Consider the following 14072-nt stretch of genomic DNA (forward strand, 5'->3'; position numbering starts at 1 on the left):
ATCCCTCCGGGCCGTGGCCAGGCATGCGGCCCCGGCGCGGCGCAAGGCTATGACTAGGAGAGACTTTCGACAAGGGGTTAGGAAAGGGGGTTTACAAAGTCGCGCGGCAGGCGACGCCGCGTGACCGGAGAGCGGCGGGCCGCCGCAGGCCCAGGTGGGAGAGCCGCCCGCCGGTCCGGCTCAGTCGCCGAGCACCTCCCGGACGAAGGCATTGCGGAACGTACCCGCCGGGTCCAGCGCCTCGGCCAGCGCCCGGAACTCACCCAGTCGGGGGTACAGCTCCCGCAGCGCGGCCGCCGGAGCCGTGAACACCTTCCCCCAGTGCGGCCGGGCCCCCAGCGGCGCCAGCGCCTCCTCAACCCGCCCCACCACCGGCAGCACGGCCGCCGCGTCCGCGATCCACGTGAAATGCAGCGCGACCGTGTCCCGGCCGTGGGAGGGACTGAGCCACTGCTCGTCGGCGGCCACCGTACGGACCTCGCACACCTGGAGCACGGGCGCCACCGCCTCCCGCAGCTCGTCCAGCGCGCGCAGCGCCTGCCCGGCGTCCTCGCGCGGCAGCAGATACTCCGACTGGAGCTCCTCCCCGCTGCTGGGCGTGAACTCCGCCCTGAAGTGCGGCAGCCGCTCGTGCCACGGGCCGGGCACCCCCAACTGCTCGGTGCAGTTCACCGCGGGCATCCCCGGCACCGGGTGCACGGGCCCGGCCGCCGGCTCGGCCCACGGGAACTCCCGGAACGGCTGATCGGTGCGCCGCTTGATCCAGACCTGATCGAAGCCGGAGTGCCGCCACCGGGTGAACAGGCTCACGCTGTACGCCGCCGCCGAGACGGCCGCGAAGTCCAGCCCGGCCAGGGGGAGGGGGCCGTGGACGGTCTGGCTCACCTCGAAGACCGGCTCCAGATCGAGGGTGAGCGCCGTGACCACACCGAGGGCGCCGAGCGAGGTCACCGCCCCGCCGAAACGCTCGTCGCCCCGCCCCAGGACCAGCGTCGAGCCGTCCGCGAGGACCAGCTCGACCTCCCGGACGGCCGCCGCGAGCGGTCCGTTGCCGTCCCCCGAGCCATGGGTGCCGGTGGCCACCGACCCCGCCACGGAGATGTGCGGCAGTGAGGCCATGTTGTGCAGGGCGAGCCCGTGAGCATGCACCGTGCGGGCCAGCTCCGCGTACCGGACACCGCCCCCGACCCGTACCGAACGGGCCGCCCGGTCCACCTCGATCACCGGCGGCAGCGCGGACAGCGACAGCAGCACGCCGTCCGGGCCGGGCTCGGCGATCTCGTTGAACGAGTGCCCGCTGCCCAGCACCCGCACCCGCTCGCTGCCCGCGACCAGGGCCCGCAGCGCGTCGACGGAGTGCGGTCGGTGCAGCTCCTTCGCGTTGTACGTGATGTTCCGCGCCCAGTTGGTCAGGGTCTCGGTCGTCATGCCTGAAGTCCTCCACCGTCCGCGAGCCCGGGGGCCCGATCCCTAGGTGCGCTCATCCTCCCTGGTCCGGGCCGTCCGTTGACCTCCTCTCGCCCGCGCGCCTACGGTGTGAGAGCGCTTACTGCAGTCAATCGCCGCCACCGGAAGGCCACTTCCTTGCCCGAGCGTCCGCGCGCCGTGTTCGCCATGACCGCCGAGAACCTGCCGCGGATCTTCCCGCCTCAGGTGCTGTCGCGGCTGCGGGACGCGGTGGACGTCGATCCCGCGCTGGTCGTCGAGCGCGCCGAGGACTTCACCGACCCCCGCGTGCGGCCGGTGCTCGCCGGGGCCGAGGTGCTGATCACCGGCTGGGGCTGCCCCCGGATCGACGCGGCGGTCCTCGACGCGGCGCCCGCGCTGCGCGCGATCCTGCACGCGGCGGGCTCGGCGAAGGGATTCGTCACACCGGCCGTCTGGGAGCGGGACATCACCGTCTCCACGGCCGCCGACGCCAACGCCCTGCCCGTCGCCGAGTACACCCTCGCGATGATCCTGCTCGCCGGAAAGGACGTCCTCGGCCGGCGCGAGCGCCTGCGCGCCGAACGGAACCACCCCGGCTGGGGCCTCCTCCCCGGCATCGGCAACCACGGTCGCCGCGTCGGCGTCATCGGCGCCTCCCGCATCGGCCGCCGCGTCATCGACCTGCTGCGCCCCTTCGACCTGCGGGTGAGCCTCTACGACCCGTACGTCGACGAAGCGGGCGCCGCCGCCCTCGGCGTCCCCCTGCTGCCGCTCGACGACCTGCTGCGCACCAGCGACATCGTCACCGTCCACGCCCCCGACACCCCCGAGACCCACCGCCTGCTCGGCCGGCGCGAGCTCGCCCTCATGCCCGAGGGGGCCGTCCTCATCAACACCGCCCGCGGCGCCCTCGTCGACCACGACGCCCTCACCGGCGAACTGCGGGCCGGCCGCCTCTCCGCGATCCTCGACGTCACCGACCCCGAGCCGCTCCCCGCCGACTCCCCGCTCCTCGACCTCCCCAACGCCTTCGTCACCCCCCACCTCGCCGGCTCCCAGGGCAACGAGCTCGCCCGCCTCGGCCTCGCGGTCACCGAGGAGGCCGAACGCCTCGCCGCCGGTGTCCCCCTGGCCCACGCACTCGACCGCGCCGTGCTGGAACGCACCGCGTGACGCGGAGGCGAAACGGACAATTCCGGTCGCGGCCGTTCTCGCACGTCGGACAGAACGACGGCCGCCCCCGCCGACCGGGGGCGGCCGGGGCCGGGAGGACAGGTCAGGCGAGCGGGTTCCGCGAGTTGGGGCCCGTGTAGCAATGGTCAACGCCGGTGCGCTTGCTGTACTGGAGCCCGTGTGCTGCCCCGGCTGTCGTACGACCGGGCCCGCGCCCCGCTCACGCCCGGAGACGGCAGACGCCGAGGTCTGGCCAAGGCTGGAGCGTACGACCGGAACTCGTCGACTTCACCTAAGCGGCGGGGTTCGTGGCCAGGAGTCGGGCGAGCCAGTCGGTGCGGGTTCGGCGGGCCGCGGCCGAGATGTGTGCCTGCGGGTACAGAGCGTCGAATCCGTGGAAGCCGCCCGCCCAGACGTGGAGTTCGGCCTGGCCGCCGGCCGCCCAGATGCGGGTGGCGTAGTCGGTGTCCTCGTCGCGGAAGACTTCGGCGGAGCCGGTGTCGATGTAGGTCGTCGGCAGGCCCGCGAGGTCGTCGGCCAGGGCGGGTGAGACGTATGCGGGTATCTCGGCGTCGGTGAGGTCGCCAAGGAGGCAGCGCCATCCGAATCCGTTCAACACCGCCAAGCGCCGCCCGCCAGGCGGTGAACTCACCCTCTCCTGAACATGCTGGCCTACCCCTCGATCCCCGAGATCTGGGCCTCGGCGACCACAGGGAGGCGATCAGCTGCTTCCGGGCCGCCCTGCGGCTGCGGCAACGAGCGCGGCTACCTCGCCGAGGTGGCGGACACCCTCTGCCACATCGCCGGGACGCACTGGTCCGCCGGCGGCCACCGCACGGCCGTCCTCCTGTGGCGGCGGGCCCCGGCCGTCCTGGACCGGCTCGACCACGTCGACGCCCAGCGGATCCGGGGCCGCCGGTCCCGTGGCCGCCCCGAGCTGACCCGACGGGCCCGGCGCGACCCGCTCGGGGGCCCCGCTCCCACCTCCGCCGGGCCGGAGGCATACCGTGAGGAGTCGAACGAGAGGAGAAACGGCATGGGCAGCCGCACCGCGCTGGTGGAGGACCTGATGGAGAGGTTCCCGCACGTGCCACGGGAAGCCGTCTTCAAGGAGGACCTGCTCAGGGGCGGCGTGGCCTTCGACGCCTCCGCCCTCAGCGACAACGAGAACGGCGAGGTCAAGCCGAAGTCGTACTTCATCTTCTCCTTCGACCACGGCACCCTGCCCGAACTGGGCGAGGCAGCCCTGCGCCGCCCGCCCGAGGAGATCATCCTCACCGGCGGCCCCTACGACCTGCGGCGCACCGTCGTGTCCGTACGGGTCAACCCGTCGTCGCCGTACCGCGTCGCGGCCGACGCCGACGGCCTCCTCGGCCTCTACCTCGACGGCCGCCGCATCGCTGACGTCGGCGTGCCGCCGATGCCCGAGTACTACCGGCACACGCTCTCCAACGGGAAGTCCGTGATGGAGGTGGCCCCCACCATCCAGTGGGGCTACCTCATCTACCTGACCGTGTTCCGCGTCTGCCAGTACTTCGGCGCCAAGGAGGAGTGCCAGTACTGCGACATCAACCACAACTGGCGCCAGCACAAGGCGGCCGGGCGGCCGTACACGGGAGTGAAGGACGTCGACGAGGTCCTGGAGGCCCTGGAGATCATCGACCGGTACGACACGGCGAAGACCTCCACCGCGTACACCCTCACCGGCGGCGCGATCACCAAGACGGTCGCCGGGCGCGACGAGGCCGACTTCTACGGCCACTACGCCAAGGCCATCGAGGAGCGCTTCCCCAACCGCTGGATCGGCAAGGTCGTCGCGCAGGCACTGCCGCTCGACGACGTCAAGCGCTTCCACGACTACGGCGTGAAGATCTACCACCCCAACTACGAGGTGTGGGACGAGTACCTCTTCAAGATGTACTGCCCGGGCAAGGAGCGCTACGTCGGCCGCGACGAGTGGCACAAGCGCATCCTCGACTCGGCGGAGGTCTTCGGCGCGCGCAACGTCATCCCCAACTTCGTGGCGGGCGTGGAGATGGCGGAGCCGTTCGGGTTCAAGACGGTCGACGAGGCCATCGCGTCCACCACCGAGGGCCTGCGTTTCTTCATGTCGCACGGCATCACGCCCCGCTTCACCACCTGGTGCCCGGAGCCCACCACCCCGCTCGGCAAGGCCAACCCGCAGGGCGCGCCGCTGGAGTACCACATCAGGCTCCTGGAGGCCTACCGCGCGACGATGGACGACTTCGGTCTGTCCTCGCCCCCCGGTTACGGCCCGCCCGGCCCCGGTCACGCGGTGTTCTCCGTCAGCTCCTTCATGGACAGCCTCCCGGCGGCGCAGGAGACCACCGAAGAGGTTACAGTCAAGTAACTTCCGCGACCCGTGAGTCGAATGGGGCTCCGGTACGTACAACTCCACAGTGAAAACCGACGTTAGGCACATCTGAACACGCGGCTTGTCAGTTGTGCGGGAAGCGTGAAAAGCTCGGGGCCGCCACCCGGTGGTCCCCTCAACACCCTTACTTCAAGGGTCAGTTGACCTTTCTGTTGGACTTCCCCCCTCGCTCTGTGGATGCAGGAGACCCATGCCTGACCTGCCGAAGCCCCAGGACGCCGTCGAAGCCGCGCTGTTCTCGGAGTGCTGGGACGCGGTCCTGTCGTACGCCGATCTGTGCACCTCCGGCTCGACCGCGGCGACCCAACTGGCCACCCAGGCCTTCAGCGGCGGCATGCGGGAGGCCGAGGTCCTGGAGTTCGAAGCGGGCGTCGGCCGCGGTGCGGGACGGCGGGCCCTGCGCCTGCCCCGCATACCCTTCCTCCTGACCTGGGTCAGGACCACCGCCGCCACCTGGGAGTCGGGCGGACAGGGCCACCGGCTCGACCCCGACCTGCGACTGTGGCTCAACTCGGACAAGGCGTTCCGCTACGCCGGTCCGCCGCTGCACCGCCCCCTCGCCCTGCGCGCCCTCAGGGACATGCAGGAGCCCGACGCGGCGCTGCTGTGGCTGGCCGAGGTCGAGGCGCTGCCGCTGACCTCGGTGGCCCGCCGGCTCGGCCTGGACCCGGCCGTCGCCCGCGCCGAACTCGACCAGGTGCGGGGCCTGTTCCGCGACCGGTGCCAGCGCAACCTGGTCGACACCCCCATGGACGCCGACTGCCGCCGCTACGCGCGGCTGCTGGACGCGGTCACCCGCTCGCCCGGCACGGACACCCCCGACGACCTGTCCCGGCACCTCGCCACCTGCGTGGAGTGCGCCGAGGCTGCCGCCTGCCTCGGTCTGCACGGCGGCGGACTGCCCGCCGCCCTCGCCGGCGGCGTCATCGGCTGGGGCGGACTCGCCTATCTGGAGCGCCGCCGCCGCGCCGCCGAGGCGGGCCTCCTGCCCGGCCGTGCCGACTCCACCGGCACCGACCGGGGACTCTCGCCGGGCAAGGAACCCCGCCCGAGGATCGGCCGCACCGGGATGCTGGTCGGCGCCGCCGTCGTCTCCGTGCTCGCGCTCGCCGTCTCCCTGATGCAGTTCGGCGACGACGACACGGCCGTGGCCGAGGGCGGCAGGACGAGCGAGTCACCGGTGGTCCAGCGGGACCCCTCCTTCCCGGACGCCCAGCCCAGCCCGTCCGGCGCCTCGTCCGGACTGCAGAGCACGACCCGCCCGCAGGAGACCGGCACCGACGACGAGGGCGACGGCGGCAACAGCAACGAGGAACCCCAGGGCGACTCCTCGACGCCCGCCAAGGTGTCGCACGAGCCGGTCGAGCCCGGCAAGCCGTCCTCCGTGACCTGCCACGTCCGCTACCAGGTCGACAACGAGTGGCCGGGCGGCTTCCAGGCCACCGTCACCGTCACCACCACCAAGGCCCTCGACGGCTGGCGCGTCGGCTGGTCCTACGAGGACGGCCAGCGCGTCACCCAGATGTGGGACGGCACTTTCGACCAGAACGGCTCCCGTGTCACGGCCACCGCCGCCGACTACAACAAGACGGTCGCCAAGGGCGGCACGTTCGGCGTCGGCTTCCTCGGCGCCCGGGAGAGCGACGCCAACACGGTCCCCGACGACTTCACCCTCAACGGCCGCCCCTGCAAGACGGCCGACTAGCGGGGCGGGACGGATCAAACGGGCGGGGCCCGAGGACGTGGCGACAAGCTGGGCAGGCGGGGAGGCCGGGCACAACGGCGGACTGGGCATGCCGAGCACGGCATACGCCACCACCGGACAGGTGTGGCCGGAGGCCGGAGGCCGGTGCGGTGCGGGTCGGGCGGCATGGGCAGGCGGGCACCCCGAGAAGCCGGGCAGGTCGGCTGCCTGGCGGCTGGCGTGCGGGAAGGCCGGGCCTACCGGCAGAGCGGGAGGTCGGGCCTACCGGCAGAGCGGCAGGTCGGGCCTACCGGCGGACCGGTGAGTCGGCCCTGCCGGCGGACCGGCAGGTCGGGCGGCTCGGCGCCCCCCGAGTCGGCGCCCCGGCTGCGCCGTCTGCCCCGGTCGGCGGGCGGATGCGCGGCTGCCGGTTAATTCGATTGACGGGGCCCCGCCGGCCCCCGCTAGGGTGTGACCACTCCGCACCGCGGCCCCTTCGGCCGCCCGGTGCCGACGACGAGCAGAGAACAGGAGGTGTCGACCGATGGCTGTCACGGTGACGAGCGCTGCCCTCATCCAGGAATCCATCCAGTCCACCTCCGTGGTCTCCGGCTGACACACCCACACCTCACCCCGCGCCGCCCCTGACGGGCTCGCGCGGCCGCCGGGACCACCCTTGTGAAGGGTCTCCCTTGACTTTCTCCGGTTCTCCTTCCGGTTCCGCCTCCTCTCTCTCCGCTCTCACCCCCTACGGCTGGGACGACGCCTGGGCGGACGCCTTCGCCCCGTACGACGCCGAGGGCCTCGTCGCCGGGCGGGTCGTCCGGGTCGACCGGGGGCAGTGCGACGTCATCACGGCCGACGGCCCACTCCGGGCCGACACCGCGTTCGTCACCCCCCACGACCCGCTGCGGGTCGTGTGCACCGGCGACTGGGTCGCCGTCGAACCCGCGGGGGACCCCCGCTACGTCCGCACCTACCTGCCCCGCCGCAGCGCGTTCGTGCGTTCCACCTCCTCCAAGCGCGCCGAGGGCCAGATCCTCGCCGCCAACGTCGACCACGCCGTCGTCGCCGTGTCCCTCGCCGTGGAACTCGACCTCGGCCGCGTCGAACGGTTCCTCGCGCTGGCCTGGGAGTCCGGGGCGCAACCGGTGGTCGTGCTCACCAAGGCCGACCTCGTACCGGACGCGGCGACCCTCGCGTACCTGGTGCAGGACGTCGAGACGACCGCGCCCGGCGTCCCCGTCATCCCCGTCAGCTCCACCTCCCGCGAGGGCCTCGACGTCCTCGGCGCGGTGCTCTCCGGCGGCACCTCCGTGCTGCTCGGGCAGTCCGGCGCGGGCAAGTCGACCCTCGCCAACGCGCTGCTCGGGGAGGACGTCATGGACGTCCAGGCCACCCGCGACGTCGACGGCAAGGGCCGGCACACCACCACCACCCGCAACCTCCTCGCCCTTCCCGGCGGCGGAGTGCTCATCGACACCCCCGGGCTGCGCGGCGTCGGCCTCTGGGACGCCGAGACCGGAGTCAACCAGGTCTTCGCCGAGATCGAGGAGCTCGGGGCGCGCTGCCGCTTCCATGACTGCGCGCACGTCGCCGAGCCGGGCTGCGCGGTGCTCCTGGCCGTGGACACGGGCGCCCTGCCCCCACGCCGCCTGGAGAGCTACCGCAAGCTCCTCCGCGAGAACCAGCGCATCGTCGCCAAGAGCGACGCCCGCCTGCGCGCGGAGATCCGCAAGGAGTGGAAGCGCAAGGGCGCGGAGGGCCGCGCGGCGATGGAGGCGAAGCGCGGCGGCCGCCGCTAGTCCCCACGGTGGGCACCCCCCGAAGGGGCGGGGGGCCTGTCCTGTCGGGGGCGCGGGGAACTGCGCGAGCAACCACGAACCGCCCGCACTCGCCGACCCCCGCATCCCCCGCGCCCCCCTGAGCGACCGGACGCCCGGCGCTGTCGGCACCCGCCGAGAGTCGTGTCCGAATCCCGCCAGCCGAACCGTCCGCCGTCACCGAGACTGGAACCGTGGAGGACATCGAGGACACCAGGTACGAGGCCGTGCGAAGTCGGGACGCCCGCTTCGACGGCACCTTCTTCTTCGCCGTCACGACCACCGGCATCTACTGCCGCCCCAGCTGCCCCGCGGTGACCCCGAAACGGCACAACGTCCGCTTCCACCCCACCGCGGCCGCCGCCCAGCAGGCCGGGTTCCGGGCCTGCCGCCGCTGCCGCCCGGACACCACCCCCGGCTCGGCCGAGTGGAACGTCCGCGCGGACGCCGTGGCCCGCGCCATGCGCCTCATCGCGGACGGTGTCGTCGACCGGGAGGGCGTCGCCGGCCTCGCCGGACGTCTCGGCTACAGCACCCGCCAGATCCAGCGGCAGCTCACCGCCGAGGTCGGCGCGGGCCCCGTCGCGCTGGCCCGCGCCCAACGCGCCCACACCGCCCGCGTCCTCCTGCGGACCACCGGCCTGCCGATCACAGAGGTGGCCTTCGCCTCCGGTTTCGCGAGCGTCCGCCAGTTCAACGACACGATGCGCGCGATCTACGCCGCGACCCCCACGGATCTGCGCGCCGCGCCCCCCGCGGGCCGACGCCGGGCGACCCCCGCCCGCCCGCGCCCCACCGCTCCCGGACGAGGCATCCGCACCCCTTCCGCCGAAGGCACCGGCATCCCGTCCGCGGGCATCCCTCTGCGCCTCGCCCACCGCGGCCTCCACCAGTCCACCGCCCTCTTCGACGTCCTCGACGCCGAGGCGATCCCCGGCGTCGAGGAGCTGAGCGGCCCCCGGGGCCGCCGCACCTACCGCCGCACGCTGCGCCTGCCGTACGGCACCGGAATCGCCGAGGTGGACGAACGCCCGGGCACCGGCGCCCGCGGCCGCACGGCCCCCGCACCCGGCCGACCCGGCGGCCACCCCGGCGGCTGGCTGGACGCCCGCCTCCACCTCACCGATCCCCGCGACCTCACCACCGCCGTCCAGCGGCTGCGCCGCCTCCTCGACCTCGACGCCGACCCGTACGCCGTCGACGAGCGCCTCGGCGCCGACGAGCGGCTCGCCCCGCTGGTCGCCGCCCGGCCGGGCCTGCGCTCGCCGGGGGCGGCGGACCCGGAGGAGTTCGCGATCCGCGCCCTCGCCGGACCCACCGAAGCCGCACGGCTCGTCCCCGCGTACGGCAAGACCCTGGACGCCCCGTACGGGACGCTCACCCACCTGTTCCCCGAGCCGGCCGCGCTGGCCGACGCCGACATCGGCGGGCCCTTGCGCGCACTCGCCACGGCCCTCGACGACGGCGCCGTACGCCTCGACGTGGGCGCCGACCGCGACGAGGCGGAGGCCGCGCTGCTCGCCCTGCCGGGCATGGACCCGCGCACCGTCGCCGAGATCCGCACCCGGGCCCTCGGCGACCCGGACGTGGCCCCGCCGGACACGCCCCTGCCCGACGCCTGGCGGCCCTGGCGCTCGTACGCCCTGCGCCACCTGGGCCCAGCGACCCGGAACACCCGGAGCACCGGATGACAACGCCTCCACCTGAAGCGACGACCAACACAGCGGCACCGAGGAGTTCAACCGTGAGCGCCGGACAGCGGACCTACTGCACCACCGTCGACAGCCCCGTCGGCCCCCTCCTCCTGACCGCCGACGCGTCCGGCGTGCTCACCTCCCTCTCCGTGCCGGAGCAGAAGGGCGGCCGGGTGCCGCTCGCGGGCTGGCGCCACGACCCCGCGCCCTTCCGGGAGGCCGCGGAACAGCTCGCCGCCTACTTCGCCGGGGAGCTGAAGGAGTTCCGGCTGGAGTCGCGTGCCGAGGGCACGGAGTTCCGGCAGCGGGTCTGGGCCGCCCTCGACGACGTCCCGTACGGCGCGACCACCACGTACGGCGCCATCGCCTCCCGTATCGGCGCGCCCAGGGCCGCCGTCCGGGCCGTCGGCGGCGCGATCGGCGCCAACCCGCTGCTGATCCTGCGACCCTGCCACCGGGTGATCGGCGCGGACGGCTCCCTCACGGGATACGCCGGCGGCCTCGACCGCAAGCGTCTGCTGCTCGGCCTGGAGGGAGTGCTCCGGGCCGACGGACGGGACGGCGGCGTGACCCCGTGACGCGGGGCATCAGCACGCCCCCCGAACGTCACCGACCCGGCGGCGCCCTGGCCGTCATGATGGTGGCGGGCGGTCGGGGTGCCGCTCAGCGGCCGAGCACCGCCCCGACCCAGGCCCCCGCGACGAGCAGGCAGGCGAAGAGTTCCGCCAGCACGCTGGAGCCGCCGGACCGCATGGCCGTGCGCACGGCCGCCGCCGCCTCGCGGTGCCGGCCGAGCCGGAGCCGCTCGGAGAGGTAGACGCCGCCGACGAACCCGGGGATCGCGCCGACCACCGGGACGAGGACGAAGCCCAGGAGCGCCCCGACACCGGCGTACACCGCCATGCGGGGGGAGGCGCCGCTCAGCGCCAGGCGCCGGGGAGGCAGCATCCAGCGGGCCGCCCGGGCCAGCAGCAGGACGGTCGTGGAGCCGACCAGCACCCACCAGGCGACCGGGCGGGGCTCCTCCAGCGCCCACCACATGACCCCGGCCCACACCAGCAGGGACCCCGGTACGCCGGGCACCAGCACTCCGCACAGGCCGAACAGTACGACCACGCCGACCAGCAGGAGTTCCCACACTCCCATCTGCCCAGGGTGCAGGACCGCGCGAGAAGACGCAGGTCAGGGAGGCCGCCCCGGCGCCCGTTCCATGAGAACGCACGGCTGCGCGCGGACACGGGGGACGTCCCCCTCCCCCCGTCCCAGGTACGGAACAACACGCATCCCCGGAGGATCCTCCGGCCCCTCGACTCCCTGTTCTCGCACCGGAGTTCGACGTGTAGTCCGACACGCCGTGCGGTCGTCGGCTCTGCGGGCTGATTTTCCGGATGCCCCGTTTTCATACGGCTGTTGAGGTGGACAATTAGGGGCATGAGCCAGCAGGGGGAGAGGCCGACCGGTCATGAGGACGACTGGTGGCGGCAGTTGTACGACGACGCCAGTGGGGACACGGGCCCCTCGGTCGCGGCCGATTCCCTCGACGACCGGTTCGCCTCGGCGGCGAACACGGTCGCGAATCGGCCGACGGCATCGTCGAACGGGACGAGCGTGACCGGCCCGCCGGGCACGCCGGGCGCGCAGGGACCTCGGGGAGCCGAACCGGACGGGCAGGACGGTCCGAGCGGTACGGGTACCAGAAGCACCGGCCTCGGCAACTCCGCCTCCGCGGGCTCGGCGGCCCCGTCGGGCCCCTCGGCCGCCAGGCCCCTTTCGGACAGGGTCCCGCCCCAGGGTTCGCGCGACCACCGGGCACCTGCCCCGGCCCCGGCGCCTGAGCCGCCTCCTGAGCCCCCGTCCGTCGACCCCGCCACCGAGGCCCTGCGCCGCAGTGGTCTGCACCCCCAGCCTGCCCCGTGGGAGCCGACGCCCACCGCGTCAGCACCGCCCGACGCCGCCTCGCCCACCCAGCCGACCCCGACGAACCGGACCCCGCCCGCCGAGCGGCCCCCCGTCGGCCGGCAGCCCCGCGTCGGCGGCCAGCCCCCGACCGGCGATCAGCTCCCGTCCGACGGTCGGCTCCCGTCCGGTGGCCAGCCTCCGTCCGCCCCACCGTCGGCCGCCGCGCGGCCGTCTTCCGCCGACGAGCCGCCGTCCGCCGGGCAGCCCCCGTCCGCCGCCGCACCGGAGCCCGGGGTCTTCCCACCCGGGCCGAGGCCCCCAGGGTTCCGTGCGGCTTCGTCGGGTGGGCGGCCGTCCGGTGAGGCGGCTCCGGGCGGTGGCGCGGGCTCGCCGTCCCGGCCGGATGCCCTGCCCGGCTCCGCCTCACCGTCGTCGAGGCGGTCGCGGCCGTCCGGCTCGCTCTGGCCCCCGGGGCCCTGGGCGCGCCCGGCCGGGCCGACCCGCTCCGGAACCGGGCCGCTGAGCTCCACCCCTTGGTCGCCCCCCGCCACGCCTCCGCGCACGGACGCCGTCCCGCCCGCCCCCGCGGACGCCGTCCCGCCCGCCCCCGCGGACGCCGTCCCGCCCCCGTCGGCCCCTGCCGTGCCGCCCCCGCCCTCCGCACCCGTGCCGCCCGCCCCGGCCCACCCCGCACCGACCGGCCCCGTCCCACCGCCCCCGCCCACCGGCGCCGTCCCCTCCGCCCAGCCTCCCGCCGGCCCTCCGTCGCCCCCCACCCCACCCGACATCCCCTCCCCAGGCCCGGTTCTCGGTGCCTCGGCGGGAGCCGCCGTGCCGTCCGGTCCCGCCGTCCCCGAGCCCTCCGGCGCGCGGCCCGGCGCGGACCTGGACCCGCGGACCCTCCAGGCGCAGGAGGTCAGGCTGGTCACCGGGAGTCAGCCGGTGCACGTGGACCACGTGGGGTCCGGGCCCCCCACGTACGACCCCGAGCCGACCGCGCTGCCACCGGCCGACCCGGACGATCTCGGCGACCTCGTCGCGGACACGGTGCTGGACGGTGCGCGCTACGGGGCCTGTACGTTGCGTGCCGTCTCCCTGCGCGGGGACTCGTCGCGCTACCGCGGCGAACCGCGCCGGGACTCGCTGCTGACCGCCCGGTTCGGCGTGGGCGAGCAGGCGCTGGTGCTGGTGGCGATGGCGACCGGCGTCCGGGCGACCCCGGGCGCGCACCGGGCGGCGGCCGAGGCGTGCCGGTGGATCGGGCAGGCGATCGGGCGCAGCCACGCCCGCCTCGTGGAGGACATCAGGGCCGCCCGGCGCGGCGACCTGAAGTCGGGGCTGCACCGGCTCACCGACCGCAGCCTCGGCAGACTCCGCGCGAGCGCGGCCGAGCAGGGGCTCGACCCGGAGGAGTACACCGCGAGCCTGCGCTGTCTGCTGCTCCCGGCCGACCCCCGGTGCCGTACCCGCGTGTTCTTCGGGGTCGGCCCCGGCGGACTGTTCCGGCTGCGGGGCGGGGAGTGGCAGGACATCGAGCCGCGGGTCGCCGAAGCCGCCGGTGAGCCGGTGGTCGGATTCGGCTCGCTGCCGCACGAGACCCCCGAGGGCGACCGGCTCACCATGGACCTCGGCATCACGACGCCGCCCAGCCCGTACGAACCCGCCCCCGCGCCGCCCCGTGAACCCTTCCGGTTCCGTGCCTCCGTGGCCCGCGAGGGCGACGTCCTGCTGCTGTGCACCCCCGGCCTCGCCGATCCCCTGCGCGGCGAGGAACAGCTCGCCGACCACCTCGCGGCCCGCTGGCGTGCCGACGAGCCGCCCGGTCTCGCCGCCTACCTCGCCGACACCCAGGTCCGGGTCAAGGGCTACGCGGACGACCGCACGGCGGCGGCCGTCTGGGAGGCGTGACCACCTCCCTCAGGGCGCCCGGGCCGTTGGTGTACGAGAGCTGGGCAGGTCAGCCGGGTGAACCGGGC

The 14072-nt window shown here is 74.5% G+C and carries 9 protein-coding genes and 1 pseudogene; 7 read left to right on the top strand and 3 right to left on the bottom strand.

Annotated features, from left to right (window positions below; genetic code table 11):
* Positions 1 to 180: 180 nt before the first annotated feature.
* On the bottom strand, positions 181 to 1428 hold the full coding sequence (locus ACZ4Z3_RS20265; protein ID WP_468502281.1) for an FAD-binding protein: 1248 nt from the start codon (positions 1426 to 1428) through the stop codon (positions 181 to 183).
* A 156-nt stretch (positions 1429 to 1584) separates the two neighbouring features.
* Between ACZ4Z3_RS20265 and ACZ4Z3_RS20270 the strand changes: the two genes are divergently transcribed.
* Entirely contained in the window at positions 1585 to 2601 is a 1017-nt protein-coding gene (locus tag ACZ4Z3_RS20270; protein ID WP_468502282.1) for a hydroxyacid dehydrogenase, read from the top strand.
* A gap of 292 nt (positions 2602 to 2893) precedes the next feature.
* Here ACZ4Z3_RS20270 and ACZ4Z3_RS20275 read toward each other — a convergent pair.
* Positions 2894 to 3217 (bottom strand): annotated as a pseudogene (locus ACZ4Z3_RS20275) (alpha/beta hydrolase); the annotation flags it as partial.
* 420 nt (positions 3218 to 3637) lie between these two features.
* Here ACZ4Z3_RS20275 and ACZ4Z3_RS20280 point away from each other — a divergent pair.
* From ACZ4Z3_RS20280 to ACZ4Z3_RS20300, 5 genes are all read left to right on the top strand, one after another.
* Positions 3638 to 4972, top strand: coding sequence for a radical SAM protein (locus ACZ4Z3_RS20280; RefSeq protein ID WP_468502358.1), 1335 nt, complete (start codon positions 3638 to 3640; stop codon positions 4970 to 4972).
* A gap of 214 nt (positions 4973 to 5186) precedes the next feature.
* Positions 5187 to 6701: a cellulose binding domain-containing protein gene (locus ACZ4Z3_RS20285; protein ID WP_468502283.1), complete on the top strand. Its 1515-nt coding sequence runs from the start codon at positions 5187 to 5189 to the stop codon at positions 6699 to 6701.
* Between the two features lie 671 nt (positions 6702 to 7372).
* Positions 7373 to 8485, top strand: coding sequence for a ribosome small subunit-dependent GTPase A (gene rsgA, locus ACZ4Z3_RS20290; protein ID WP_468502284.1), 1113 nt, complete (start codon positions 7373 to 7375; stop codon positions 8483 to 8485).
* Positions 8486 to 8697: 212 nt separating this feature from the next.
* The gene (locus ACZ4Z3_RS20295) at positions 8698 to 10194 is read left to right on the top strand and encodes a DNA-3-methyladenine glycosylase 2 family protein (RefSeq protein WP_468502285.1); all 1497 of its coding nucleotides are present in this window, start codon (positions 8698 to 8700) and stop codon (positions 10192 to 10194) included.
* 53 nt (positions 10195 to 10247) lie between these two features.
* Positions 10248 to 10775: a methylated-DNA--[protein]-cysteine S-methyltransferase gene (locus ACZ4Z3_RS20300; RefSeq protein WP_468502286.1), complete on the top strand. Its 528-nt coding sequence runs from the start codon at positions 10248 to 10250 to the stop codon at positions 10773 to 10775.
* 85 nt (positions 10776 to 10860) lie between these two features.
* On the opposite strand, the gene ACZ4Z3_RS20305 is transcribed toward ACZ4Z3_RS20300, so the two are convergent.
* A complete protein-coding gene (locus tag ACZ4Z3_RS20305) occupies positions 10861 to 11343 on the bottom strand; it encodes a DUF456 domain-containing protein (protein ID WP_468502287.1) in 483 nt (160 codons plus the stop codon).
* Between the two features lie 1161 nt (positions 11344 to 12504).
* Here ACZ4Z3_RS20305 and ACZ4Z3_RS20310 point away from each other — a divergent pair.
* A complete protein-coding gene (locus ACZ4Z3_RS20310) occupies positions 12505 to 14004 on the top strand; it encodes a protein phosphatase 2C domain-containing protein (RefSeq protein WP_468502359.1) in 1500 nt (499 codons plus the stop codon).
* Positions 14005 to 14072 lie beyond the last annotated feature (68 nt).

It is taken from the genome of Streptomyces sp. NPDC030296, assembly GCF_055572815.1.

Excerpts from the sequence above, each read along its gene's own strand:
- ACZ4Z3_RS20285 (WP_468502283.1), top strand. The coding sequence starts at position 5,187 with ATGCCTGACCTGCCGAAGCCCCAGGACGCCGTCGAAGCCGCGCTGTTC.
- ACZ4Z3_RS20305 (WP_468502287.1), bottom strand. The coding sequence starts at position 11,343 with ATGGGAGTGTGGGAACTCCTGCTGGTCGGCGTGGTCGTACTGTTCGGC.
- ACZ4Z3_RS20280 (WP_468502358.1), top strand. The coding sequence starts at position 3,638 with ATGGGCAGCCGCACCGCGCTGGTGGAGGACCTGATGGAGAGGTTCCCG.
- ACZ4Z3_RS20265 (WP_468502281.1), bottom strand. The coding sequence starts at position 1,428 with ATGACGACCGAGACCCTGACCAACTGGGCGCGGAACATCACGTACAAC.